The 26,046-nt window shown below is 46.8% G+C and carries 22 protein-coding genes and 2 pseudogenes; 9 read left to right on the top strand and 15 right to left on the bottom strand.

Annotated features, from left to right (window positions below; all coding sequences use genetic code 11):
* Positions 1–111: 111 nt before the first annotated feature.
* Positions 112–1,428 carry an LLM class flavin-dependent oxidoreductase gene (locus V2H45_RS06545; RefSeq protein WP_330482817.1) on the bottom strand — a complete coding sequence of 439 codons (1,317 nt, stop codon included), beginning with the start codon at positions 1,426–1,428 and terminating at the stop codon, positions 112–114.
* Positions 1,429–1,895: 467 nt separating this feature from the next.
* Between V2H45_RS06545 and V2H45_RS06540 the strand changes: the two genes are divergently transcribed.
* On the top strand, positions 1,896–2,855 hold the full coding sequence (locus V2H45_RS06540; RefSeq protein WP_330482816.1) for a D-2-hydroxyacid dehydrogenase: 960 nt from the start codon (positions 1,896–1,898) through the stop codon (positions 2,853–2,855).
* 69 nt (positions 2,856–2,924) lie between these two features.
* Here the strand turns inward: V2H45_RS06540 and V2H45_RS06535 are convergent, their stop codons facing one another.
* The 6 genes from V2H45_RS06535 to V2H45_RS06510 all read right to left on the bottom strand — a co-directional run bounded on the left by V2H45_RS06535 (position 2,925) and on the right by V2H45_RS06510 (position 12,023).
* Complete coding sequence (locus V2H45_RS06535) at positions 2,925–4,112, bottom strand: TRC40/GET3/ArsA family transport-energizing ATPase (RefSeq protein WP_330482815.1); 1,188 nt, start codon at positions 4,110–4,112, stop codon at positions 2,925–2,927.
* Positions 4,113–4,329: 217 nt separating this feature from the next.
* The gene (gene bchI, locus V2H45_RS06530; RefSeq protein ID WP_330482818.1) at positions 4,330–5,376 is read right to left on the bottom strand and encodes a magnesium chelatase ATPase subunit I; all 1,047 of its coding nucleotides are present in this window, start codon (positions 5,374–5,376) and stop codon (positions 4,330–4,332) included.
* A 137-nt stretch (positions 5,377–5,513) separates the two neighbouring features.
* Entirely contained in the window at positions 5,514–6,449 is a 936-nt protein-coding gene (locus V2H45_RS06525) for a glutaminase (RefSeq protein WP_330482814.1), read from the bottom strand.
* A 121-nt stretch (positions 6,450–6,570) separates the two neighbouring features.
* On the bottom strand, positions 6,571–6,987 hold the full coding sequence (locus V2H45_RS06520) for a type II toxin-antitoxin system VapC family toxin (protein WP_330482813.1): 417 nt from the start codon (positions 6,985–6,987) through the stop codon (positions 6,571–6,573).
* A complete protein-coding gene (locus tag V2H45_RS06515) occupies positions 6,984–7,232 on the bottom strand; it encodes a FitA-like ribbon-helix-helix domain-containing protein (protein ID WP_408648741.1) in 249 nt (82 codons plus the stop codon). Before V2H45_RS06515 ends, V2H45_RS06520 begins: the two co-directional genes overlap by 4 nt.
* 186 nt (positions 7,233–7,418) lie before the next feature.
* Positions 7,419–12,023: a glutamate synthase-related protein gene (locus V2H45_RS06510; protein ID WP_330482811.1), complete on the bottom strand. Its 4,605-nt coding sequence runs from the start codon at positions 12,021–12,023 to the stop codon at positions 7,419–7,421.
* Positions 12,024–12,277: 254 nt separating this feature from the next.
* Between V2H45_RS06510 and V2H45_RS06505 the strand changes: the two genes are divergently transcribed.
* Genes V2H45_RS06505 through V2H45_RS06485 form a run of 5 tightly spaced genes read left to right on the top strand, consistent with a single transcriptional unit; the run spans position 12,278 to position 13,923 of the window.
* Positions 12,278–13,045 (top strand): energy-coupling factor ABC transporter ATP-binding protein, encoded by a 768-nt coding sequence (locus tag V2H45_RS06505; RefSeq protein WP_330482810.1) that lies wholly within the window; start codon positions 12,278–12,280, stop codon positions 13,043–13,045.
* Between the two features lie 56 nt (positions 13,046–13,101).
* Positions 13,102–13,311 (top strand): hypothetical protein, encoded by a 210-nt coding sequence (locus V2H45_RS06500; protein ID WP_330482809.1) that lies wholly within the window; start codon positions 13,102–13,104, stop codon positions 13,309–13,311.
* Between the two features lie 15 nt (positions 13,312–13,326).
* A complete protein-coding gene (locus V2H45_RS06495) occupies positions 13,327–13,536 on the top strand; it encodes a type II toxin-antitoxin system HicB family antitoxin (RefSeq protein ID WP_330482808.1) in 210 nt (69 codons plus the stop codon).
* A gap of 9 nt (positions 13,537–13,545) precedes the next feature.
* On the top strand, positions 13,546–13,773 hold the full coding sequence (locus V2H45_RS06490; RefSeq protein ID WP_330482807.1) for a type II toxin-antitoxin system HicA family toxin: 228 nt from the start codon (positions 13,546–13,548) through the stop codon (positions 13,771–13,773).
* A 21-nt stretch (positions 13,774–13,794) separates the two neighbouring features.
* Complete coding sequence (locus V2H45_RS06485; protein ID WP_330482806.1) at positions 13,795–13,923, top strand: hypothetical protein; 129 nt, start codon at positions 13,795–13,797, stop codon at positions 13,921–13,923.
* Between the two features lie 12 nt (positions 13,924–13,935).
* Here V2H45_RS06485 and V2H45_RS06480 read toward each other — a convergent pair whose 3' ends face one another.
* Both V2H45_RS06480 and V2H45_RS06475 read right to left on the bottom strand, forming a co-directional pair.
* Positions 13,936–14,448, bottom strand: coding sequence for a hypothetical protein (locus V2H45_RS06480; RefSeq protein WP_330482805.1), 513 nt, complete (start codon positions 14,446–14,448; stop codon positions 13,936–13,938).
* Positions 14,449–14,914: 466 nt separating this feature from the next.
* Positions 14,915–15,454: a M23 family metallopeptidase gene (locus V2H45_RS06475; protein WP_330482804.1), complete on the bottom strand. Its 540-nt coding sequence runs from the start codon at positions 15,452–15,454 to the stop codon at positions 14,915–14,917.
* Between the two features lie 358 nt (positions 15,455–15,812).
* Between V2H45_RS06475 and V2H45_RS06470 the strand changes: the two are divergent.
* A pseudogene (locus V2H45_RS06470) lies at positions 15,813–18,320 on the top strand (nSTAND1 domain-containing NTPase).
* 21 nt (positions 18,321–18,341) lie between these two features.
* Positions 18,342–18,446: pseudogene (locus V2H45_RS06465) on the top strand (tetratricopeptide repeat protein); the annotation flags it as partial.
* 117 nt (positions 18,447–18,563) lie between these two features.
* On the opposite strand, the gene V2H45_RS06460 reads toward V2H45_RS06465, so the two are convergent.
* The 6 genes from V2H45_RS06460 to V2H45_RS06435 all read right to left on the bottom strand — a co-directional run bounded on the left by V2H45_RS06460 (position 18,564) and on the right by V2H45_RS06435 (position 25,704).
* On the bottom strand, positions 18,564–19,514 hold the full coding sequence (locus V2H45_RS06460) for a GDP-L-fucose synthase family protein (protein ID WP_330482803.1): 951 nt from the start codon (positions 19,512–19,514) through the stop codon (positions 18,564–18,566).
* Positions 19,515–19,656: 142 nt separating this feature from the next.
* Entirely contained in the window at positions 19,657–20,727 is a 1,071-nt protein-coding gene (gmd, locus tag V2H45_RS06455) for a GDP-mannose 4,6-dehydratase (RefSeq protein WP_330482802.1), read from the bottom strand.
* A 98-nt stretch (positions 20,728–20,825) separates the two neighbouring features.
* Entirely contained in the window at positions 20,826–22,547 is a 1,722-nt protein-coding gene (locus V2H45_RS06450) for an EAL domain-containing response regulator (protein WP_330482801.1), read from the bottom strand.
* Positions 22,544–24,175: a sensor histidine kinase gene (locus tag V2H45_RS06445; RefSeq protein WP_330482800.1), complete on the bottom strand. Its 1,632-nt coding sequence runs from the start codon at positions 24,173–24,175 to the stop codon at positions 22,544–22,546. The genes V2H45_RS06450 and V2H45_RS06445 overlap by 4 nt, the downstream gene beginning before the upstream one ends.
* Positions 24,176–24,244: 69 nt before the next feature.
* Positions 24,245–25,582 carry a TldD/PmbA family protein gene (locus tag V2H45_RS06440; RefSeq protein WP_330482799.1) on the bottom strand — a complete coding sequence of 446 codons (1,338 nt, stop codon included), beginning with the start codon at positions 25,580–25,582 and terminating at the stop codon, positions 24,245–24,247.
* Entirely contained in the window at positions 25,579–25,704 is a 126-nt protein-coding gene (locus V2H45_RS06435) for a hypothetical protein (RefSeq protein ID WP_330482798.1), read from the bottom strand. The genes V2H45_RS06440 and V2H45_RS06435 overlap by 4 nt, the downstream gene beginning before the upstream one ends.
* An 87-nt stretch (positions 25,705–25,791) precedes the next feature.
* Here V2H45_RS06435 and V2H45_RS06430 point away from each other — a divergent pair, with 87 nt between their 5' ends.
* On the top strand, positions 25,792–25,986 hold the full coding sequence (locus tag V2H45_RS06430; protein ID WP_330482797.1) for a heavy-metal-associated domain-containing protein: 195 nt from the start codon (positions 25,792–25,794) through the stop codon (positions 25,984–25,986).
* Positions 25,987–26,046: the final 60 nt, after the last annotated feature.

Here is a 26,046-nt window from a genome sequence, read left to right as displayed (position 1 = left end):
CATTTTCCTCAAATCCCTTCCTACTCTTGTTTGTATTTTTAGAGATGCCCTTAAATTAGAAAAGTGTTTGAAATTCATCTTTCTCTCCTTTAGGGGGTTAAATTTAAGACTTTATTGGGTATCTAATTGCAGGCGATCGCGTAAGGTTCCCTCGGCGTAGTCATGGCGAAAAATGCCACGCTGTTGCAGTTCGGGAACCACGCGATCGACAAATTCGGCAAAGGTTCCGGGTAGATAGGCAGGAGAAATCACAAACCCATCGCAAACCCGATCTCGAAACAGCGTTTCAAGTTGGTCGGCTACCTGAGTCGGAGTTCCCACGATTTGCGGGGCGAGAACGCTTTGACCGTACAGTTTGCCAACTTCACCCAAGGAAAGCTTTTCCGCTTGCGCCAAGTGACGAACGGCTTGCAGCAATCCCTTGGTGCCTCGACTTTCAATGCTTGCTAGCGGTTCATCTAAGGCATGTTGGGAGAAATCGTAGTTGGCATGGCTTGATAGGGTGGAAAGTCCCACCAATGGATGCACCAAATCGTTGTGAAGTGCTTGTTTCTCTCTTGCCTCTGCTTCGGTATCCCCGATAAAGGGCATCACAGCGGGTAGGATTTTGCAATGCTCTGGATTGCGCCCAACCTCGCGCAGTTGCGATTTCACCTCTTGATAGAAAGTTTTCATGCTGGCAGAATCGGGCTGAACCGTGAAGATTACTTCTGCCCAACGGGCGGCAAATTCTTTGCCACGCCCCGATGAGCCTGCCTGAATAATCACGGGGCGACCCTGCGGCGATCGCGGAATATTCAAAGGCCCCTTAGACTGGAACCATTGCCCCACATGGTCGATATAGTGAACCTTCGCTGGATCGGCATAACGCCCAGTTTTCTGGTTGAGTTGAAGGGCATCTGGTTCCCAACTGTCCCAGAGCTTGAAACAGACCTGTAAAAACTCATCGGCGCGATCGTAGCGATCGCCATGTTCCAAATGCCGATCTACACCAAAATTTCGAGCTTCTGCATCATTCATGGAAGTAACGACATTCCAAGCGGCTCGACCTCGGCTTAAATGATCGAGGGTCGCAAATGTTCGCGCCACGTGATAGGGATGATGATAGGTCGTGGAACGGGTTGCCCCCAAGCCAATCGAGGAGGTACATCCACTCATTAATGAAAGTATCGGAATCGGATCCATGCGCGTGGCATCTTGATCGCCAAACTCCACGCCAACTTTCAGATTTAAGCCATAGCGATCGGATACAGCCAGGCGATCGGCAAAAAAAACGAGGTCAAACTTGCCCCTTTCGAGAATTTGAGCGATGGATTGATAGAGTTCTGGCTGTAGAAACTCTAGGGTTGCTTCTGGATGCCGCCAAAGTGCATGACTATGCGCCCCATTCCCGGCAATTAAAAAAGCAGCGAGGTGCATCTGCTTCATGGCAATTTCATAGCAATGTAGGGGTTGAGTTCATTAGGCGTTTACTTAGACTAAAATACGGTAAGTTGATCGGCTTACCGATGTATAAAAATGTATCCTACCACGAAGCCGCTATCTAGAAAATTGTGTTTACAGTCCGCAACCATACCGTTTAAAGATAAATAAGCATGGCAAAGGGGGCGATCGCCATCAGCTCAGCACTCGCCCCCTTTACTTAGATATATCAAAAATAGGCGTTAGATAAGTAGATCCTCAAAATTTGCGATATTTTCTAGGCTTACGGATAGCTCGATCGCAGGTAAATGTAGGGATTATTTATACACTATATTGATGGGTTTACCGTAGTATTTAATTGACATAGCCTAAGATGGTTCGGGATAATCTAGAGACCGATAATGTCCCATGATTAGAACTTGAGCAGCGTAAAACACTGCGACCTGAGTCGCCAAAGATAAAGAGGTGAATAGATGAAAGTAATTATCTCGGTTGAATTTTTCCCAGAGCTTGAATCGCGATTGCCAACTGATGTTGAAATTATTCGAGTGGATCGGGATGGTAATTTTGACGGGGATGCTAGCGATGCCGAAGTCTATTTTAGTGCGGGACTCTTGCAACCAGAGGTTTTGGATCGGGTTCTCAATGCAGCTCCAGCCGTTCGATGGCAACATACACCTAGTGCGGGTGTAAATCATCTGCTGACACCAACCTCGCTCGCTCGGGATTTGATTTTGACCAATGGTGCTGGCGTTCATGCCATTCCGATCGCCGAATTTGTGCTTGCCCTCATCCTCGATCGCGCTAAGGATCTGCGCAAACTCCACGAACGCCAGACCGAACACCAGTGGGACTACCGTTGGAAAGACGGGATCTTTTTGCAGGAATTATCAGAAGCAACGGTCTTAATTATCGGTGCGGGTGGAATTGGGCAGGCGATCGCCGAACGCGCCAGTGGGTTTGGCATGCGCGTCTGGGGCAGTCGGAAAACCCCCGCACCGCATCCGCACTTTGAGAAAGTTGTTGGTGCTACCGAGTGGTACGACCTCTTGCCTGAAGCTGATTTTGTCGTGCTGGCACTGCCGTTAACACCCGAAACCCACAACATTATCAATGCAGAGGTTTTGCGATCGCTAAAGCGATCGGCCTATTTGATCAACATTGCGCGAGGCGCGTTGGTGGATGAAGCCGCGTTGTTTACCGCACTCAGCGAAGGCTGGATTGCTGGTGCAGGCATCGACGCCTTTGTCACAGAGCCATTACCCTCGGATAACTCGCTATGGTCAGCTCCCAATCTGTTTGTCACGCCCCATATCTCTTGGAGTTCTGCCCGTACGCGCACCCGTTCTGTCGATCTGTTTTTGGATAACTTGCAGCGTTTCCGCACTGGTCAACCCTTGCGAAATATCGTCGATCGCCATGCGGGATATTAACCCCATTCAAGATGTAGATGAACTATTCCGAGGCTTGCACTACGTACTTCCAATGAACTCCCGCCTCGATCAAACCTTAGCAGGTTCAGCAAAGCGAATTTTGAGATAGTCATCTTCCATTTTGGCTCCGCAGGGTTGCAACATAGATAGAGCCTGAGGCAAGACGAGATTGCGACGATGGTTGCCAATTCGGATATTCAGCTCATCACCTGTCTTGGTGAGTTCGACTTTTTCCTTAGGAACGCCGGGTAAATAGAGGTCTAAACGGAACTGATTGTTTTCAGTCACAACTCTGATCGTTTGTTCCTTATAATAAACCTGCGTGGGGTCTTCATTGCCATAGAGGGTTTCCTTTAAACGTTCCAGTGCCTGTAAACCACACATTTCTTCGGAATACAGAGGGATTTCTTTCACAGGTAAAGGATGGAAATCTCTATGAATCTGTTCGCAATATTGCTTTTGTGAATCTTTCCAAGCTTTAAAGAAGGGATCTGTAACCGAATCTGGAATGATGCGATTGGCGATTACCATATCTGTAGCGACATTATAGAGGCTGAGGTAAGAGTGCGCCCGTAGAGATTCATTAATCACCATTTTCTCAGGATTGGTCACCAATCGCACTGTCGTTGTGGTGTTATCAGTGAGAACCTTCTCCAATGCTTCTAGCTCTTCATAAAATTCATAGGGGGCATCCATCACATCTTTATTGGGTAAAGAGAAACCTGTCACCCGCTTAAAAATTGGATCGAACACAGGGCTGAGAATCTGTGCCATACCTTGAAGGGGTTTGTAAAATTTCCGCATGTACCAACCCGCTACTTCTGGCAAAGATAGGAGTCTCAAGGCTGTGCCTGTGGGGGCAGAATCAATAATCAGAACTTCATAGTCCTTTTCGTCGTAATGCCGTTTCACCCGCACCAGTCCAAAAATTTCATCCATCCCTGGGAGGATTGCCAGTTCTTCGGCTTGGACACCTTCTAATCCTCTTGCCTGTAGGACTTCACTGATATATCGCTTCACGGCTCCCCAGTTGCCCTCTAGTTCTCTGAGCGCATCTAGCTCGGCTCCCCATAGATTGGGTCTAACTTCTCTGGGGTCATGGCCTAGCTCGATGTCAAAGCTATCCGCAAGGGAGTGGGCAGGATCGGTACTCAGTACTAAGGTTTTGTAGCCTAACTCAGCACAACGCAACCCAGTGGCAGCCGCAACAGAAGTCTTACCAACTCCCCCCTTACCCGTCATTAAAATAATTCGCATAGCTTTGTATTCAGACCATCGGTCTGGAACTTTAAAAATCTTTACATTTTATTGAATTAATTCTAACACTGAGTTAGGGCGGACTTGCAGGGTAATCAAGAAAATCCACAACTACTCACTGTATGAGTAATTTCTCTATGATTTCTCTAGACTAATTGGGCAGGCACGGGGGCACTGCCCCTACATTCGGTGTTTTGTCGGGAGGTGTTTTGTCAGACTACTCTTCTACAATTCCAAATACCTGATTGAAGGTTTTTTGTACCTTGTAGCCCGAATCGATCGATTCTAGGGGGTCTTTACGCAGGCGGTGGCGCAAACAGAGCGGAATTACCCGTCTAATATCATCTACCGTGACTTCTTGATGACCTTCGAGGGCAGCGATCGCTTTGGCAGCGCGGTTGGTGACAATATCGCCTCGGAGACCATCGACATCGAGATCGGCACAAATTTGTGAAATATTTAACCGATATTCAGGCGAGATGGACACAGAACTGAGTAGGGTTTGCGCTCTGACGATTTGAGCTTGCAGTTCAACCTGACTGTCAAGACAGGTACTCAAAAACTCTTGAGGGTTCTGATCGAAATCGGTACGTTGCTCCACGATTTGCACGCGCAGTTCGGGTTTCTTTACCGTGCGGATTTCGGCGTACATGCCAAAACGATCTAATAACTGCGGACGTAGTTCGCCTTCTTCGGGGTTACCAGAGCCAACCAACACAAATCTTGCAGGGTGACGAATCGAAATCCCTTCGCGTTCTACGGTATTCCAACCCGATGCGGCTGAGTCTAGCAGTACATCGACCAGGTGATCGTCCAGCAGATTCACTTCATCAATATAGAGAATGCCTCGGTTTGCCTTTGCCAACAGACCGGGTTCAAAAGCTTTGACGCCTTCAGAGAGGGCTTTTTCGATATCGATCGTGCCGCAAACTCTGTCTTCGGTTGCACCCAGCGGCAAATCTACCATCGTCACCTGACGACTGGTAATGGCGACATGTTCGCCTCGCATTAAGCGTTGTCGTACTTCTTCACTTTGCAGGTCAGCATCGGTGGGGTGGCTACCAAAGGGATCGCCTGCCACAACTTCAATCTCAGGCAAGAGGTCGGTTAAGGCACGCACGGTGGTTGATTTGCCTGTGCCGCGATCGCCCATGATAATTACCCCACCAATTTTGGGGTCGATCACATTGAGTAGCAATGCCAGCTTCATTTCCTCTTGCCCAATGATGGCAGTAAACGGAAATACGGCACGTTTTTTGATCATTGGCTGGTTAGGCGATAGGGTTTGTGCTTGAAATTGAGTTGCAGTCAAGGTTCTAAACTTTAATAACGGTAAATATTATCCTAGCAATATAACGTAAAACGGGTAGCAATGAGCATTTAGGGCTCGGGGTGTGAGGTTTAAAGCCCAAGCGATCGCGAATTTATTGCCGCTCTCAATGCTGCATCAATCTGCTTTACCAGAAATAAGCCTGCTACCGAGTTACCGATCGCATCTAGGGTGGGGCTATACACCGCGATCGCGCCCCGATCTGGGATGAGGGATAAAATGATGCCACTTACGGCTGATTTAGAAGGCAATCCAACTTCTTGCATAAACTGAGCCGAGGCAGCATACATGCCGCAGGTTGTCACGATTTCAGCAACAATTTGACGATTTTTCTTGGAAATATCAGAAATTCGCCTAGATAAATTTTGCCCAGATAAATTTCGATTGGATGGGATGCGATCGCAGGCTAACAGCAAGCCTAAACGGGCACAGTCCTCAACGGTTGCCGATAAGCAGCAAACCTGTTCGTAAATCGCTAACGCAGCATCGGCATTTTCGATATAGCCAGAATCTTCTAAAACTTGGACAATTTCTTGATTGCGCCGATGGGAAAGCGATCGCACGGATGCCAACATCCTTTCGTCCAAATATAACTGCGTGCCTGCCTGCTGATTTAACCATTCACAAAAGCGATCGCAGGAGGGTAACAGAGAGGCGATTGTGATCGCGCCAGCATTGAGCATCGGGTTTTGCGGCTTACCCTGGGGGATGACATTAAATGGCTCCGTAGAAGCAACGCGATCGACGCGATCGAATACCCGTTCTGCACCCACAGTTTCTAACACATACAGCAAGATAAAAGGCTTCACCACACTCATAAGTGGAAACCTGCGATCGATATTCCCTGCCTGCAAAATTTCCCCATGAGAATCAGCGATCGCCACTGCCACCCAGTTGGAATCTGCTTGTGCCAATAGAGGAATATAGGTGGGAAGCTTGCCTTGAGAAGCGATCGATCTAACTTGCTCGACCCATGCCGCTAGCTGCGGGGTTGTAAATAAATTCAAAAAACTTTGCGATGACATTGATAAAAGGCTACTAATCTGACTACTGTTAATCCAACCAATAAAAGGTTATGAGGTAGATTAGCCTCTTAATTCGCAATAAAACAGAAGAGGCATATATTATCTATTGCCAAGGATTGACCAGAGTTAGCTGACAGTCGCAAAAATCTGAAATATTACGAGTTGCCAAAATAGCTTTTTGGGAACTCGTAATCGCTGCAATTTGAGCATCCGCTTGGGATATTGGCTTACCATTTTGTCTCCGCCATGCTGCCAAGTTTCCATACTCCATTGCCGCCGCACTATCGAACTGTAAAATCCGTTGCTGAAAATCCTGCTCGAATACTTGACGCACAGCCCTTTCCAAATTGGTGCGACGTTTCCCCACAGGCAACAGTGCCAAGCCATAATACATTTCTGCTTGGGTAATCGTCGTGACAAAAAGCTCCGATGTTTCTTGTTGTGCCACCCAAGCCATTACCACAGGATCAGGAAGTCCTCGCATAAACTCTGAGAGCACATTAGTATCGAGAATAATCACAGATCGTCAAATAAGGGGCGATCGCGAATCTCTTCCCGTGCGATCGGGGGCAAATCAAAACCACCCAGTACCGCAAACCGTTGATGAATAATCTCACCTAGATTTCGCGACGTATCTTCTTCCGCCAAAACAGTCCTGAGAATTGTACGCACCTCTTCCTCCATCGATCGCCCCAACCGCGCTGCCCTAATCCGCAGTTTTGACTTAAGCGCATCGTCTAAATTTCGAATTGTAATGCTAGCCATCTTTACAGCAATCATCTGATGCTACCAATGATAGCATTCATTGATAGCATCGATCAACAATCAATCTTTGTACGCTCGTTTCCTTTATTTGATTGACACGAATGGAAAAATGTATGAGAAGAAATGCGATCGCTCTAGATCGCTTTAGACATAGGCAATCGCGAATCTCTTCCCATGCGATCGCGATTAAACCGTAGCTGCCACCACTGGAACCGCATCCGTCGCCTCAGGACTATTTGCCTCAGAGGGCGGTACGACCTGCCAAAACAGGGGTAGATAGTACGACCAGTTACTGAGAATTTGCTTGGCTTTAGGACTACCCGTGCGATCGCTACTGGCTTGAATCAATTCCTTGAGTTGTCTTTCCCCAGCAGCAGTCGCAACCCGTTGTACCTTAAGGGTTTCCTTACTGAGCTTAGAAGTAAAACTAGAATCTTCATCTAAGAAGTAGGCAATTCCGCCAGTCATACCAGCGCCGACATTGCGACCCGTCTTGCCCAAAACCACGACAACGCCGCCAGTCATGTATTCGCAGCAGTGATCGCCCGTGCCTTCTACCACGGCTTTTGCGCCAGAGTTCCGCACGCCAAAGCGTTCGCCTGCCTGTCCGTTGACGAATAGGTAGCCACCCGTGGCTCCGTAGAGACAGGTGTTGCCCGCAATCACATTCTCCGCAGGGTCGTAACTGCATGTGGCATAGGGCTTGATACTGATTTCTCCGCCATGCATGCCCTTTCCAATGTAGTCATTCGCTTCACCCACGACGCTCAAATGCAGACCGCCAATGTTAAACGCGCCAAAGCTCTGTCCCGCAGCACCATGAAATTCCAAATTCAATTGACTGGCTAAGCCAGAGTTGCCGTATTGCTTGGCGATCGCGCCCGATAGCCGCGTGCAGACCGAGCGATCGGTATTCACGATGGGGAACGACTTCGACAGATCGGTTTGGTTGGCGATCGCCGCTTGAATCTCAGGATCGGCAAGAATCTCGTCATCCAGGACGGGCCCATTACTGTGCGCTTCGGTGGCATGATCTAACCAACTGCGATCGGTTTTGGTATCGGGTAGGTTAATCAGACAGCTCAAATCAATGGCTTGAGGTTTGGCGAGCTTGACATCCGTGCGTTGTACCAGCAGGTCAGAGCGTCCAATGATATCGGTGAGAGAGCTATAGCCTAACTTCGCTAATAGTTGACGAATCTCTTCGGCGACAAAGCAAAGGAAGTTCACCACATGTTCGGGCGTACCGGGGAAGCGTTTCCGCAGTTGCTCCTGTTGCGAAGTCACACCGACAGGACATTTATTCGTGTGGCAGACCCGCGCCATGATGCAGCCCTCAGCAATCATCGCTGCCGTACCAAAGCCATATTCTTCACCACCGAGCATGGCAGCGATCGCGATATCCCAGCCCGTTTTGAAGCCACCATCGACGCGCAATAGCACGCGATCGCGCAGTTTATTTTGCATCAAGACACTATGAACTTCTGTGAGACCGAGTTCCCAAGGCGAACCCGCATGTTTGATCGAACTTAGGGGCGATGCACCCGTACCACCATCGTGACCAGAGATTTGAATGATGTCGGCATTCGCTTTCGCTACCCCTGCGGCGATCGTACCGATACCAATCTCTGCCACCAGCTTCACCGAAACCTTGGCAGTGGGATTGATTTGATGCAGATCGTAAATTAATTGCGCGAGGTCTTCAATCGAGTAGATATCGTGGTGGGGTGGTGGTGAAATCAAAGATACACCGGGCTTAGAGTTCCGCAACATGGCGATATAAGAACTCACCTTGGGCCCGGGCAACTGTCCGCCTTCACCGGGCTTCGCCCCTTGAGCCATCTTAATTTCCAGTTGATTAGAACTGGTCAAGTAGGCAGGCGTGACGCCAAATCTTCCCGAGGCAATTTGTTTGATTGCTGAGTTTGCCGTATCGCCATTCCTTAAGCCCTTGAGATGGGGAAATGTGGGGGAAATGCCTGTGGAATTATCCACATCCTGAATTTGTAGATAGCGAATCGGATCTTCACCACCCTCACCACAGTTAGATTTTCCACCGAGTCGATTCATGGCAATCGCTAACACCTCATGGGCTTCGCGACTCAAAGCGCCCAAGGACATCGCTCCCGTACAGAAGCGTTTGACAATTTCGGAAATTGGTTCCACCTGTTCGATGGGAATGCTAGGGCGATCGCTTTTAAATTCCAACAGATCTCGCAGTGCTGTCGGCGTGCGGTTCTGCAACTGTTTCCGATAGACTTCGTAGTGGTCGTAGCCATCACCTGCTACCGCTTTGTGAAGTGCCTTCGCCATTTCGGGGCTATTCATGTGGTACTCACCACCGTTGCGATATTGCACGAAGCCGTAGTTCTCTAATTTTTTATGGTGCAGCTCAGGAAAAGCTTGTTTGTGGAACGCCACCACCTCGGAAGCGATATCCGCCAATTGCATGCCACCAATGCGCGAGGTCGTGCCTCGGAAGCATAGATCGACAACTTCCTTGCTAATCCCGATCGCTTCAAAAATCTGAGCGCCGTTATAACTCGACAAGAGCGAAATTCCCATTTTTGAGAGAATCTTTAACAGGCCGCCTTCTACGGCTTTGCGATAGCTATCCTGCACCTGAGTCATCGTCATTTTCTTAACCTTGCCCTGTTCCATTTGCATCTGGGTTTTGGCTTTACCCCACCATTGGCGCGTGGTTTCATAGGCAAGATAAGGACAAATCGCACTGGCTCCGTAACCAATCAAGCAAGCAAAATGGTGGGTGCTCCAGCATTGCGCCGTTTCCACGACAATGGAAGCTTTCATGCGCAGGTTCTCGCGGATCAAGCGATGGTGCACAGATCCCACTGCCAATAGAGGGGGTACGTAGGCACGATCGGCATCGAGCAAGCGATCGGATAAAATCAGGATTTCGCTACCTTGGCGCACTGCCTCGACGGCGGCATCGCAGAGGGAAGCGATCGCTTCCGCTAATCCGTTAGTACCACCACTTACAGAGAAAAGCATATCCAGCTTAGTTGATGCAAATCCCATCTGTTGAATTTGCTCCAACTCTGCATCGTTCAGCACGGGACTCTCGATCTTCAGTTGTCGTGCCGCTTCGGGATTTACTGCTAAAAGATTACCGCGCCCGCCCAAGCACATCGCCAGAGACATCACCATGCCTTCGCGCAGCGGATCGATGGGAGGATTGGTAACCTGAGCGAAGCGTTGTTTAAAGTAGTCGTAGAGCAAATGCGGACGGCTGGAAAGCACCGCCAAAGGCGCATCATCGCCCATGCAAAACACGGGTTCCTTCCCTTCTTGAGCCATTGACTCAATGACCATATCGACATCTTCGGAAGTGTAACCAAAGGCGGTTTGATATTTGAGAACGCTGGTTTCATCTAAAGCCGTAGCCGTATGGAAAGGCTGTGCGGTCAGGGTTTTACGGTATTGTTTTATCCATTCGCCATAGGGATGGGCTGATGCTATGCGCTGCTTGATTTCCCAGTTTTTGAGAATCTCTTGGCTCTCGAAATCTACGGCAATCATTTGCCCAGGACCAAGTCTGCCCTTTTCTAGAATTTCCGCTTCGGGGATATCTACGGTTCCTGCTTCGGAACTGACGATCACCATGCCACTGCGGGTAATTACATAACGAGCGGGGCGCAGACCATTGCGGTCTAAAACGGAACCGATCACCTTACCATCGCTAAAGGCAAGCAGCGCCGGCCCGTCCCATGCCTCTTGTAAGCCGCTGTAGTATTCGTAGAAATCAACGATTTCAGGATGATCCTTAAGGTCGGGTTGGTTATCGTATGCCTCAGGAACCAAAATCATCATGCTTTCCAAGGGGCTGCGACCTGATTCCACCAGTAATTCCATGACGTGATCGAGGGTGGCAGAATCGCTTTCATTGGGCTTCACCACAGGCATAATCTCGGGTAAGCGATCGCCCCAACTCGGATGAGCCAAATCGGCTTGACGAGCCAAAAACCAGTTGATATTGCCAAGCAACGTATTAATTTCGCCGTTATGTCCCAAAAATCGCATCGGTTGGGCGAGCGGCCATTTGGGCATGGTATTGGTGCTAAACCTACGGTGATAGATCGCAAAGTGGGAGACATAGGCAGGATTTCGGAGATCCTCATAAAATTCACCAAGAATTTCCGATCGCACCATGCCTTTATAAATAATCGTGCGCCTAGACAAGGAGGCAACATAAAATTCTTGCCGCCAGGAGTAATACAAGCGCTCAACTTCTAACTTAATCCGTCGGCGCGTCAGGTGAATCGCCCGTTCCACACTATCTAGCGCTGCGTCTGCATGAAAAACCACCTGCTCGATATGGGGTTGATTTTCCCTAGCCTGAGCTCCCAAAACCTGTGGCTGTACGGGAACTTTACGCCAACCTACGAGCGTTAGCCCTTCTCTAGCGGCACAACTTTCGGTAATTTGACGGCATAGCGCTTGACGCTCGGGTTGTTGGGGCAAAAACATCATGCCCACGGCTGCTTTTTTAGGCTCGATCGCAGGCAGATCCTGTTGTAACAATTGCCAAGGAATTGCGGTCATCAAGCCTGCACCATCCCCAGAGTCGCGATCGGCACTGCAACCACCACGATGTTCGACGCAGACTAAAGCTTTGAGGGCAGCGGTAATCAACTCATGGCTCGCCCGACTGGCGCGATCGGCCAACCATCCCACACCACAGGCATCCCGCTCTTCTACAAGCCAAGATGGACCAGGAATATGGGTAGATTGCTGGGTGGGTTGAGGATCGTTGGCGCGGCTATCTTCCATCAGAGTTAGGGATCGGGTTTAATAGGGGTTTTTTAATTTTAGGTCAAGCAAAACAATACCTTGCTCCTGAAATTATCCCGAAGGTAAGCAGAGGCTGTTACTTAATGTTTTTTTAAGTAAGTTTTTTAAGTATTGTTAACTTCGATCCCAATTATAGGCGATCGAAGAGGGTCAAGTGTCACTGTAGTTACACTTGACCGATCGTAAAATCATTAGCAAGGTATGCATTGCTGTTAACCAAGTTCTATTTCCCTATGCACCATAATCCCATTGATATCGAGAATCTTAGTTATACCTATGCAGATCGAACCCACGCCCTCCGAGGCGTGGACTTATCGATTCGGTCGGGGGAAAGCGTGGCACTCGTGGGTGCAAATGGTTCTGGGAAATCAACACTACTGCTGCACCTTAATGGAGTATTACTACCACAGCAGGGAACTGTAAGTATTGGTGAGAAATCAGTCAATTCCAAAAATCTGCGCTGGGTGAGGAACTTTGTGGGTTTGGTATTTCAAAATCCTGACGATCAGTTGTTTATGCCCACTGTTTGGGAAGATGTCGCCTTTGGCCCAATGAATCAGGGACATCGCGATCGCGAGCTCGAGCGCCGCGTGCACCAAGCTATGACAGCCGTTGGTTTAGATCTAGAAACCTATAGACATCGCCAGTCTCAAAATCTATCGGGGGGCGAAAAAAAGCGGGTAGCGATCGCAGGGGTAATCGCCATGCAGCCGCAAGTGTTGGTGTTTGATGAACCTTCTGCACAGCTCGATCCGCGATCGCGCCGCCAGTTGATCGAGCTATTACAGAGCTTGCCTGTGACCCAACTGATTGCAACCCACGATCTAGATTTAGCATTAGAGATATGCGAACGTACCGTTGTGCTGAGTCAAGGGCAGGTCGCCTATGATGGTCATACTGAAACTGTGCTGAGTAATGCTAAGTTTCTCGCCAGCCATGCCTTAGAGATGCCGCTCAGCTATAGCCGCCCCTATTGCCTCATCGAACATGCTCCAACTTAGGTTTACATAGGCGATCGCCATATAATGAAAACATGATTATGATTGAGGGAAATTGAATGGAGCCTATAACGACTCTTGGTACTGCGATCGCGACAGCATTTCTCACAAAAGTATTTGATAAGGCAAACGATAAATTGAGCAAGGCATTGATCGATAAGACTGGACAAGCTGCAAAAATCCGCGAACATTCTCCTGAGACAGCAAAGGCATTAGAGACAGGCAATGAGGGTGTGTTGAGTGTTGAGATTAAAGCGTTCAATATGTAAATTCAGGAAAACTTTATGAAATTATTCACAGCAGTGATTGAAAAAGATTCTGATACCAATCTATATGTGGGCTATGTTCCTGGATTTGTTGGGGCGCATTCTCAGGGGGAAACTCTCGATGAGTTGCGCGAAAATCTGCAAGAAGTGATTGAGATGCTTTTGGAGGATGAGGTAATTCCCCTCAAGTCAGAATTTGTCGGTACACAACAGATTGCGATCGCCTAAATCAAACTTATGGGTAACATTCCCGTTTTGAAGCCACTGGAAGTAGTGCGGCTATTAGAGAATCTGGGATTTGTGGAAGTGCGTCAAAGAGGTTCGCACAAGCAATTTCGCCATCAGGATGGTCGTGGCACTACAGTTCCATGTCATAAGGGGCGTGATATTTCGCCAACACTGTTGAGAAAGATCGCCAATGATATTCACTTGACCGTAGAAGAACTTTTAGGAGGCGATCGGTAATTGAGTTGAGCGATAATTTTCATGAAAGGACAATTTTATTTAACCCATGTGTCTGTCGCGAGTTTGCAGGGAATGAACCGTAGCTTTTTCTGTAGACACAAAAAGCGATCGCAAATCCTGCACTGGGCATATTTTGTGATCGCTTTTTGATGGAAGCCAAGTTTAGTTTTTTAGTTCTTTAAGCACAAGCTCTAGAAATCGTTTTTCGTCTAAAGTTCGCACTTCTTTGATTAGGTTTAGTCGATAGGCTTGTTTAGCTTGTAGCCTCTCAGTTTCAGCTCTATATTGGTTCGCGTTCGCATTCGTCTCATCTGAGCTACCGCCAAATCCAAATTGAAGTGTTCCTAACAGTTCTGTGCCTTGTGGTGTATGCCTGAACCCTATATTAAAGCAGCTATTGGTGCGACAGGTTTGTTGCTGGAGTGGCGAGTAGCCACTATTGTTAAATTGCTGCTGAATTCCTCCTTGCTGTTGCTGATCAAAGTTATTTGTGTTTACTGGATTTGTTTTGCCCAGTTCTTGACTGTTGCCTGTAGGCGAAAACGAACTAGCATCTGTAGGAATGGAAACTTCTTGGGCGATCGCTCTTCCATTAAGGCTCATACAACTTAGCAGAATACCTAGTGAAGCACCTTGAATAGTTGTTAAAATAATTTCTAAAGATTTTCTTCTCATATAAATTTCCCCGTGAGCCTAGAATTACAAATTGAATGTGAATTGTACGGGTGTCGCTCTTGAACCTCTCCCCAACTCCTCTCCTTGCAGGCTACGGTGTGCACACAAGTCCTGCCTGTCTGCATTTCAAGCTCCCTAAGTTCCCCATTCTGGGGGGCTTTGAAATCCCTTCCCATTGGGTGCTAAGGGGCGGATCGTCTGAAGCATGAATAGATTTCGATACTTGTGTACACGACAGCCTTTCAGGAGAGGGGCTAAGAATAAGAAACAACTTCTTGTTCCTCCCTCGCCTAAGAAGCGAGGTTGGGAGGGAGAGGTCAATTGGCGACTTCTCAAGTTCTTTGCCAAATTTTTTTATTGCAAATTTCTCCATCTCATGATTTTTAAGCAGAGCTAGCGACGGAAAACAAAAAAGCGCTTCCAATAGTCAGGCAAGTCTGAGTATTGGAAGCGCTTTGGTAATTCACTAACGGCGATAGTTAGTAGAGCGAAGCACTGTACCAACACGGAGGTTGGCGATGTTAACACCATCAACTACAGGAGAACTCGGGCTAACCCCAAAGTGCAAATGAGCACCCGTAGATTTCGCACAGTTATTCCATGGGCGATCGCCTGCGACAGTTCCGATCATCTGACCTTGCAAATAGGTTTTCCCAACGTAAATATTTGCTGTATTGACGTGGATCAGGGAAAAGTAACGTGTACCTGCTCGGAGCTTAATCGCTCGGTGGTTGTTGCCAGCGTTACAGGTTGAGATAACTACAGCATTTTCAGGTGCAAGCACAGGAGTCCCAGCAGGCAATCTAAAGTCAACAGCCTTAAGTCCATAACCATCGTTATGTGTTCCCTGTGAAGTGGAAGCACTTCCTTGAAATGGCATTTTAGGATTTGCAGAAGCTCCTTGAGCCAAACCTCCGCTAGAAAGGAGGGGCATGGCTACAAGTAAGGCAGCCCCGATAGCTTTATTGATATCAGTAGCTTTTCCTTCAAGAAAACTAGAAATCATTTGAATTTACCTCTTAACTAATTTAACTATTTGTGAGAGTTAGGCAGAACCCTGACAACCCAAGTGTTTGAGCTAGCTATTTCCCATCTATTTGTTGTTCAAGGTTAATAACTAAAACCATGTGCTAGAGTTGAGTGTTTGGCTCGTTTCGCTTTTTTGGCTTTGAGTTGTCTGTCAGGACAATACGAAAATGCCATCAAATCAACAATTTGAAGATCGGAACAGTTGGGAAAAACTTTTTTTACCTTGCTTGAAACCCAATTTTTGAAAAGCCTTAAACAGATGCATAAAATTTCCGATCTTCGGATCCAAAGATCGGAAATAAGCTAAAATTTCAAAGGGGTTTTACTCTGTAGCCATGGAAAAAACAACTTATAGATTAACTACGTATGGTTTGCAAAAGTTTGTAGAGGCACTGGAAAAGAAAAGTGCAAATTACTTTAAAGGAAACCCAAAGAGTGCTAAAAATATTAACTTCGCTGCGCTTGAAAGGGCAGCGAAACTTCAAGGATTAACTACTACTAGGGAAACATTTGAACGAATTTTCAAAAATGATCTCGATCGCGGAAACGATTTAAGCAGTTTAGAGAAAATAGCTAAATGGTTAGAAATCACCCTTGGACCACGTGATTATCGTGAGATAAAAAAAACTTCATCTCATATAGCCCAGCAGAGAGAAGAACGCGATATTACTACAACACGGGAATCTGTTCTGAATAGCTTGATCGCTACGCCCCGAATTCCCGAATCATGTCCTTATGTAGGTCTAAATGCCTTTGATGAGTCAACCGCACAATGGTTTTTTGGGCGCGACAAAGCCTTTAAACAACTACTAGACAAGATTAAAAAAAGTTCATTTGTTTTTGTGGTTGGAGTTTCGGGAAGTGGCAAATCTTCACTGGTCAAGGCGAAATTGATTCCTGAGATGGCACAACGCGGCTATCAGATTTTGTTGATGAAGCCTTGGTCTAATCCAATTCAGAGATTGAAGGATGCTTTGACCGAAGGAACCGGGGCAGATGTCGTCGAATTGGAGGAACGGATTGATCGCGATGGATTATTAGCAGCGATTCCCACCCTGCCCACACAACAAAATTTGCTAGTCATCGATCAGTTTGAAGAGGTGTTTACGGTCTGTTCGCGTGAGGATGAGCGCAGCAAATTTATTCAGATGCTAGTGGATATCGCTCAACAAGACAATCCAGATTTTATGATCGTTGTGACGATGCGTATTGATTTTTTGGCACACTGCAGCAGAGCAAATCTGAACAAAATCGTGAACGAGCAGATGGTCGTAATTTCTGAAATGAGCGAAAATGAGTTACGTGATGTGATTGCCAAACCTGCCGAAACTCAGGGTTATCAACTCAGCGATGGTTTGCTAGATTTGATTTTGCGAGATATTGAAGACGAGCCCAACTGTTTGCCACTTTTGGAATTTGCGTTGGAAGAGCTTTGGGAAACCCGCGATCGCCAAAATCGCCTCTTAACTCTTGATGGATATCGCCAAATGAATCGACTCAAGGGAGCCTTGAATTGTCACGCCGATAGGCTCTACGCTAAACAATCAAAAAATGGACAAGAATGGATGCGGCGAATTTTTTTGAAGTTGGTGAGAACAGGGAAGGATACCAAAGATACTAGGCAACGTGAACGTCGGCAGGAACTTTTGGGTTTAGCTGGTCAGGATACGAATGCAAAAAAAGAAATTGAGAACATGTTGAAAATTTTAGTGGGTGAGAAAGGTAGGTTACTCGTAGCAAGTGATGAGAAAGGAGATGAGATTATCGATCTTGCCCATGAAGCCCTAATGGATGGTTGGCAAAGATTTGCGGAATGGCGAACTTGTGATCGCGACCTGCGGCGGAAAGCTGATCTAATACAAGATGCTTTTAATCAATGGAATGAGACCAAAGACATAGAAATGTTCTCAATGTCTGAAGGATTTTTTGAGGAAGTTGAAAAAGTGGAAGATGTGATTAACGTCCACCTCACAACCGAGCAGCGAGAATTTTTGCAGCGAAATCGTTTCAAATATAGACCTTGGCTTGACCCCAAACACGCCATCGAACTTGTTGATATTCCTGGTGGCACGTTTTGGATGGGTTCGCCCGAGGGTAAAGGAAACAGCAATGAAAAGCCATATCATAAAGTCACCGTACCTACGTTTTGCATGGGCAAGTATCCCGTAACTCAGGCGCAGTGGTATGCCGTGGCAAAGTCGCCGAAGGTCAATCGAGATTTAATCTCAAACCCTTCTTTCCATAGTGGAGAAAATCGTCCTGTAGAGCAAGTGTCTTGGCTTGATGTGCAGGAGTTTTGCAAGCGCCTATCAAACCTAACAGGGCAACTCTATCGCTTACCCAGCGAGGCTGAATGGGAATACGCCTGTCGTGCAGGGAAGGAGAAGTATACTGAATATTGGTTTGGCGATGATGCAAGCTAGCTAAGCGAGTATGCATGGTTTGGCAACAATAGCGGCAAGTTCCCTTTGGATGCCCTTGCGATTCAGCAGGAAGTTCGTAATGATAGTAAACTATACTCGAAAAGACTCAGAGAAAATGGCAACAGTACGCTCCCAACAGGACAACAGCCTCCCAACGCTTGGGGGCTTTGTGATCTGCACGGTAATGTCTGGGAGTGGTGTGAAGACGACTGGCACAGCAACTATGACGGCGCACCAGACGATGGCATCGCTTGGATAGATAGTGATCGCACAAATTCTTCTCATCGCCTTCTACGCGGTGGTTCTTGGGATCGCAAGTTTGACATATGCCGCTCGGCTCATCGCCACGGGTACGATGCAGACTATAGGAGCTTCAGTGTAGGTTTTCGTGTTGTCGTCTCTGTCTTAGCTTCTTCGTAATACTTTGCCAAAAAACTCAGCGAAGCCGAACCGCTCTTTCTGAGATCGCTCGAAATCTACGAACGCCAACTGGGAGAAGACCATCCCCATGTCGCCAGAAGTTTGAGAAGTTTTTACCCTCTCTAGCTCCCCCTTGCAAAGGGGGAGTACCCTACAGGAAACTGCTACGTGGAAGCGTGCAAGGGAGATTAAGGGGGGTAAGAGTGGCAATTCATAGGAGATACTAGACTGCTCAAATGCTTTCTAAGAAGCATGTTGGCGATACCAGTCAATTGTATTTTTTAAACCTTGACGGAAATTGACCTGAGCTGTAAATCCGAAAGCCTGCTTAGCACGCTCAATATCAAGACAGCGACGGGGTTGACCGTTAGGCTGATCGACTTGCCAAACAATTTCCCCATCAAATTCCATCAGTTCGCAAATCAGTTCGATTAGTGCTTTGATCGAAATTTCATAGCCCGTTCCCAGATTGACAGGCTCAGCTTCATTGTAGCTCTGGGTTCCCATGACAATACCACGCGCCGCATCTTCCGAATAAATGAATTCGCGGGTCGGTGTTCCATCTCCCCACACATAAAGCTGGCGATCGCCTCGTTGTTGCGCCTCATAGACCTTACGAATCAACGCAGGAATCACATGGGAACTCTTGGGATCGAAGTTATCCGCAGGTCCATACAAATTCACTGGCAATAGATAGATCCCATTGAAACCATATTGCTGGCGGTAGGATTGCAATTGTACGAGCAGTGCTTTTTTTGCGACCCCATAGGGCGCATTGGTTTCTTCGGGGTAGCCATTCCAAAGATCGTCTTCTTTAAAGGGAACAGGCGTAAATTTGGGATAAGCACAGATCGTTCCCACACAGACAAACTTCTGTACGCCTGCCTGATAGGCAGCATGGATGAGTTGGGTTCCCATGATCAGATTGTCGTAAAACAATTCAGCGGGTTTTTCGCGATTTAAGCCAATTCCCCCAACATGCGCGGCAAGATGAATCACGATTTGCTGCTCTTGTACGACTTGCTCGCAAGCAGACAAAGAGCGCAGATCGTAATCGCGCGATCGCGGAATTGAAATTAGGTCTCTATTTGCACCTGCTGCCAATAGCTGCGCGACGACTTGCTGCCCTAAAAAGCCAGCACCACCCGTGACTAAGATTTTTTGCGTGCTTAGGTTACTTACTAGATTACTCATATGATCTTTAATAGTTCGTTATAGTTCGTTTGATGCTTCCAAGTTATGGATTTACCTCACCTATTCTCCCTTGAGAAAGGACGGATAGCAGAAATCTGGTTTCCTTCCCTTACCAAAGAGCGAACTAGGAAGGAATGCCTCTCTACCAATTTGCAGTGCCAGAATTTTGACGCAATGTGGCAATATCATCAGAAGGTTTGCCATTGGGTGTTTCCAGTCCCAATGCCTGCATATCAGCATCCACCATCAAATAGACGAGATCTTTAAAGGTGACTTTGGGCTTCCATCCTAGTTTCTCTTGCGCCTTGGTGGAATCGCCCAACAATAAATCTACCTCAGCAGGACGGAAGTAACGTGGGTCAATTTCCACATAGTCCTCCCAATTGAGATTGACATAGGCAAAGGCCATCTCTAAAAACTCGCGCACGGAATGGGTTTCACCCGTTGCAATGACATAATCATCGGGCTTGGGCTGCTGTAACATCAACCACATCGCCTCTACATAGTCTTTGGCATAGCCCCAGTCTCGTTTAGCATCGAGGTTTCCCATATATAGCTTTTTTTGCTTCCCTGCAACGATACAAGCGATCGCCCTTGTAATCTTACGGGTTACAAAAGTCTCGCCACGTCTAGGACTTTCATGATTGAACAGAATGCCATTACAGGCAAACAAGTCGTAGGACTCGCGATAATTGATGGTTTGCCAATGGGCATAAACCTTAGCACAGGCATAGGGACTACGCGGATAGAAGGGCGTTTGCTCGTTTTGAGGAACTGCCTGCACCAAGCCATACATTTCTGAGGAACCCGCCTGATAAAACCGCACCTCATCCCCAGTCCGTTGCTGATATTCACGGATTGTCTCTAACAACCGTAACGTTCCCATTCCTACGGTGTCTACCGTGTACTGTGGCGAATCAAAACTCACCCGCACATGGGATTGTGCCCCCAAATTATAGATTTCGTGGGGTTGAACCGCTTCTAAAATACGTCTGAGGGTTGTGCCATCGGTGAGATCGCCATAGTGCAAAAATAGGTTGGTCTCAGGCAGGTGAGGATCTTGGTAGAGGTGATCGATGCGATCGGTATTAATTGTAGAGGTGCGACGCACAATGCCGTGAACTTGATATCCCTTAGACAGTAGAAGTTCCGAGATATAGGAGCCGTCTTGTCCGGTAATTCCTGTTAAGAGGGCACGTTTTGAATTACTCATGTAGATTGTGAGCGGATATTTAATGAATGTTTAAGTATGAACAAATAATGAATCATAGGCTTCTTGAATAGCATACCTTTCAAATCACGACAAACCCACTATAAGTGTTTACCCCCCATCACCATTTTTTCAAATTCCTCGGGGGGAACAGGACGACTAAACAAATAGCCTTGCATACGATCGCAGCCATTTTGGGTTAAAAACGCTAGTTGTTCTTCTGTCTCAACGCCCTCAGCGATTACATTGAGCGATAGATTATGAGCCAGATCGATCATCGCGATCGTAATGGCGGCATCATGGCGATCGGTGGTGACATCTTGGACAAAACAGCGATCGATTTTTAGCGTGTCAACGGGAAAATGCTTGAGGTAGCTTAACGAGGAGTAGCCCGTGCCAAAATCATCGATCGCAATGTGGATACCAATATTTCGCAACTCAGACAAAACTTGAATCGTGCGATCGCTGTTTTGCATGATTTCGCTTTCGGTTAGTTCAACTTCAAGGTGAATCGGTGAAATATTATAATCTCGTAAAATTTTGGCGATCGTGTGACGCAGGCTGTCTTGTAAACGAAAATGTTGCCCCGAAAGGTTGATGGCAATGCGTCCATGGGGTAGTCCCTTTTGCTGCCAAGCCTGAAGCTGCTGACAGACCGATGTAATCACAAACTCGCCTAAACGCAAAATCAACCCTGTTTCTTCAGCGATCGGGATAAATTTACCAGGCATGACTAAACCCAACTTAGGATGTTGCCATCGAATTAATGCTTCAGCGCCAACAATTTGTTTGGTTTTTAGATCGAGCAAAGGTTGGTAATGGAGTCGAAATTCATTCTGCTCGAACGCTTGGTGCAAGCTATTTGCCAGCGCCATGTGCTCCGAAGACTGCGTGTTAAGTTGCGAACTATAAAACTGATAGCTATTTCTGCCTTGAGCTTTGGCATGATACATGGCCAGATCGGCATTTTTGATCAACTCATCGGCTTCATGGTGGTCGTTAGGGTAGAGTGTGATACCAATACTGGTCGTAATAAAAATATTTTGACCACAGAGGCTAAATGATTTAGACAGCAGATCTAGAATTTTTTGAACTTTTAGTTTGACTTGCTCGGCATTGATGGGGTCAACAAAGATCACCGCAAATTCATCCCCCCTAAGTCGGGCAACGACGTCAGAGGGAGAAACATGTCTGCGCAATCTCTCGGCAATGGCTTTAAACAATTGATCGCCAATGTCATAACCCAAGGTGTTATTAATGATATTGAAGTTATCAATATCTAGAAAAAGTAAGGCAATCTGTTTATGGTTGAGTTGAGAATGGAGGATAGATTCTCTCAGCAGACTATGGAACAAAATCCGATTGGGCAGTTGTGTAAGATCGTCATAGTGAGACAGGTGGGCTAGTTTGACGGTGGCCTGCTCGTTTTCTTCTTGGTAGTGTTCCTTAATCGAATCATACTTACGGAGCCGCGCCGCGATCGACCCTAACAGTTCCTCTGAGGTAAAGGGCTTGGTCAAGTAATCGTCAGCACCTAATTGCATGGCTTGGCGCATATCCGCTTTTTCAGCTTTTGCGGTCAAGAAAATAAACGGAATCATTCCCGTTTCTGGGTTTTGGCGTAAAATGCTCAAGGCTCCATATCCATCTAGTTCTGGCATGGCTACATCCGAGATAATCAGATTGGGTAAATGGGTCTGAGCCATGCGCACACCCACCAAACCATTCTCTGCGCCCAAAACATTAAACCCCTCATAGGTCAATGTCTCCATGATTTCCTCACGGAGCGCATCGACATCCTCAATTACCAAAATTGTAGTCATAACTGAACGGGAAGTAAGAAAGTAAACGTGGTACCAGCGTCAACCTCACTTTGCACGCTGATTGTTCCACCCAGTAGCTCTGCCGATGCCATGGCGATCGCTAAGCCTAGTCCAGTACCAGGAATCTTGCCAACATTACGAGCGCGGAAAAAGGGCTCAAAAATATGTGCTTGGTCTGCGATCGCAATCCCTACACCTGGATCGGAAACTTGAAATGCCAAGCGATCGGATTGTTCGGACGGTTGCATGATGGTTAGCATAATCTCCCCCCCCATTGGAGAATATTTGATTGCATTAGAAAGTAGGTTGATTAAAATTTTATGCACAAGATTGGTATCGGTAACACAGGTTTCTTGTTTACATAGCTTCTTAAATTTTAAGCTATGCTGCTCCGTTGCCATAAAGCGAATTTCCTCGATCGCATTTTTGCAAAAACGCTCTAATTGAATCTCTTGAGGATTTATGGGCAAGCGACCTGACTCAACCTTGCCAATGGTTAGCAATTCTTCTAACAGGGCAGTCATATTTCTGATCTCCTGTTGAATTTTATCAAAGTGGCTGAGTTTTTTCTCTTCAGACATTCTATCGCTGTAATGCCGTAGTAGATCGCTTGCTACTTGAATGGTTGCAAGCGGCGTACGAAATTCATGGGATGCCATTGCCACAAATTGTGACTTTAATTCATGTAATTCCTTCTCTTTTTGTAAAGATCGCTTAAGCTCATCCAAACTTGCTTCTAGTTGTGTTGTGCGCTCTGCGACTTGTTTTTCGAGATTGCGATTTAGTTCTTGAATGCGGGTAAATGACTCGGCTTGTTGAATCGCGATCGACACATGGCTAGCAATTTTCTGGAGGGATTCAATCTCAAATTGTTGCCATTTCCGAGGTTCGTAGCACTGATGGGCAACCAGCAAACCCCAGAGTCGATCGCCAAATCCGATCGACACCACAAGGTTGGCTCGAATCTGAAAACCAATCAGTAATTGTTTGTAACACTCGCTAATTGGCTCTGTCTCGACATCATTAACAATGCTGTGGGCGCCATGGTAATACTTAGCAATTCGCTCTGAGTTAAAACAAGGATCGTAGATGGTTTCACCTAAAACGGCGATCGCGCGATTGATCGCAGACTCAACCACAAATGTGCCACTCCAATCTGGATGAAATCGATAAATGAGCACCCGATCGGCTTGCAAAAGTTGACGGGACTCTTCAACAGCAACTGCTAAAATCTGGTCGAGATTAAGTTCCCGTTGAATCTTAAGCGCGATCGTCCCAAGTAGTCGTTCCCGCTCATTTTGGTAACGCAGCCATTCTTCAGTGCGTTTGCGCTCGGTAATATCTCGTAAAGAAACAATTGTATAGGTAACTTCTCCATTCTTTTCCGTTTCAAAAAAACGCATTTCTGCGGATATCATTTGACCATTGGCATGAAGAATATCTATGTCTGTTCTTTCTCCAGCCATAATCGGCAAACCAAATTCTTCTCCAATCAATTCTTTAGCTTTGCGATTAAACAGAACTTCGGCGGCATGGTTGACATAACAAACAACTCCTGCACGATCCACGACAACCACAGCATCTAAGTGTTCTTGGATTAAATCAATTTGATCTAAAATTTCCTGCATAGAGGTTAGCGACTGTAGGTTTATCCCAAGCTTGAACTACCTGTTAAACCCTAAAGTTGAACGACAAAATTAACTACGGGCTGCTACTCCCAACTGCGCAAACAGAATTGCAGGAACTAATGCACCACCACCAACCCATTCAGTTTCGCTGCTCAAATCTATTAAGTCTTTAAAGGCTGCAAAGATATTGCCAGCAACCATGGTGTTTTTTACACGTCCGACAATCTTACCTCGTTCCACTTTATAGCCGAGGTCAAGGTTGACCGAAAATTCACCCGCTAGCTGATTGGACTGACCTGCTCCCAGGACTTGATCGACAATTAACCCCTCCTCCATCTGTGCAATCAGATCGGCATAGCTCGTCTTACTTGGCGCAATGCAGAGATTGATCGTGTTAGGGAAGGGACGGGATAACCCTCCTCGAAAACCATTGCCTGTCGATCGCCTTTCAGCCTTTGCTGCCCAACGTCTATCCCAGTAAAAGCATTCTACCGCACCTTGGTTGATAAAAGTTTTGGCTGAAGTTGGCGTTCCTTCATCGTCAAAACGACAGGCGGAGACACCGAGGCTAGGGTCTTCAAAGATGGTCAAACGTCGATCAAACAGGGTTTGTCCCAATTTATCTGCGAGGGGTGAGGCTTTTTGCGCGATCGCTTGTCCAGAAAGGACGGTGTCAAATAGCCCTCCAATTGTGCTAGCTACAGCTCTAGGTGTAAATAACACGGGCAAAGTGCCACTATGAACTTGGGCTAGGGTCTCCGACCATCGATATTTTTGAATGACTTGTTCTACAAGGCGATCGTAATTGGGTTCGCCCTGACGCACGACTTCATAGCTATAGGCTTGAAGAAAATCTTCGCCCTTGACCAAATTACCACCCAAGCTAGAACTAGTGGTGTGATTGCGCCTTGTTGCCATTACACCTGAGTTGGTGGCGATCGCGGTGAGACGCGATCGGAGATGGAAATCGACATTAACCAAAATTTCAGGATTGTATGCTCTGACTTGGCTAATGAGGCGATCGCCTATGGTAACCAGACGATCGGTTGTCGGTTGCGGGCTTAATTCAACTTCAGAGACAGTATTTGAGGGGATGGCTTCTGAGGCAAATTCAAAATCGGCAGGCTCACCGATCTCGGCGGTTTGAACTGCGGCAGCAACAAGATCGTCAAGGCGAGATAAATCCGTAGAGCTGGCAAACCCTATTTTGCCATGGGCAATTACCCGTAAAGCTACCCCCTGCTGTGCTTTTGTTTGTAGGCTTTTGAGTCGATTGTTTTCAAACTCAATCGGTGTATCTTCGGTGCTGAGATAATAGGCCTCAGCGGACTCGGTGCAGGTTTTGGCTTGGGTTAACAAATAGTCTAAGGTTTGCTCGGGTGAGAGCTTGGCGATCGCAGATTTCAAGGTTTTGTTAAATCCAGTTTTGTTAAATGTTTTACACTCTTACCAGTATATCCATAGCCATTTGATTTACCGTCTATCTTCTCGGTTAGAATTGGTTTTTGGCTAATAGGATTAACGGTCATGGGGTAATCAGTTTTACCGATGTCCTGTATTCTAAGAGAACCTTCAAATTAGAACTTCTGAACTTCAACATTTCGGAGAATCGCTTTATGTCAATTGAGTTAAAGGTTCCATCGATCGCCTGTTCGGGTTGTTTAGATACGGTCACTAAGGCAATCCAGTCTGTCGATCCCACTGCTACGGTGACAGGCGATGCTACGACCAAGATCGTATCGGTTCAAGCTCAAATTAGTGAGGACGAAATTAAGGCGGCGATCGCTGCCGCAGGTCACACAGTTGCGTAATTGGACTTAGGCTTTGAACTTAGGCTTTGAACTTAGGCTTTGAGCTTAGGCTCTGAACTT

The sequence above is a fragment of the Tumidithrix elongata BACA0141 genome (assembly GCF_036349135.1).
GTDB lineage: Bacteria > Cyanobacteriota > Cyanobacteriia > Pseudanabaenales > Pseudanabaenaceae > Tumidithrix > Tumidithrix elongata.
The sequence above is the reverse complement of the archived record's forward strand: the minus strand, read 5'-3'. Positions and strand labels throughout refer to the sequence as shown.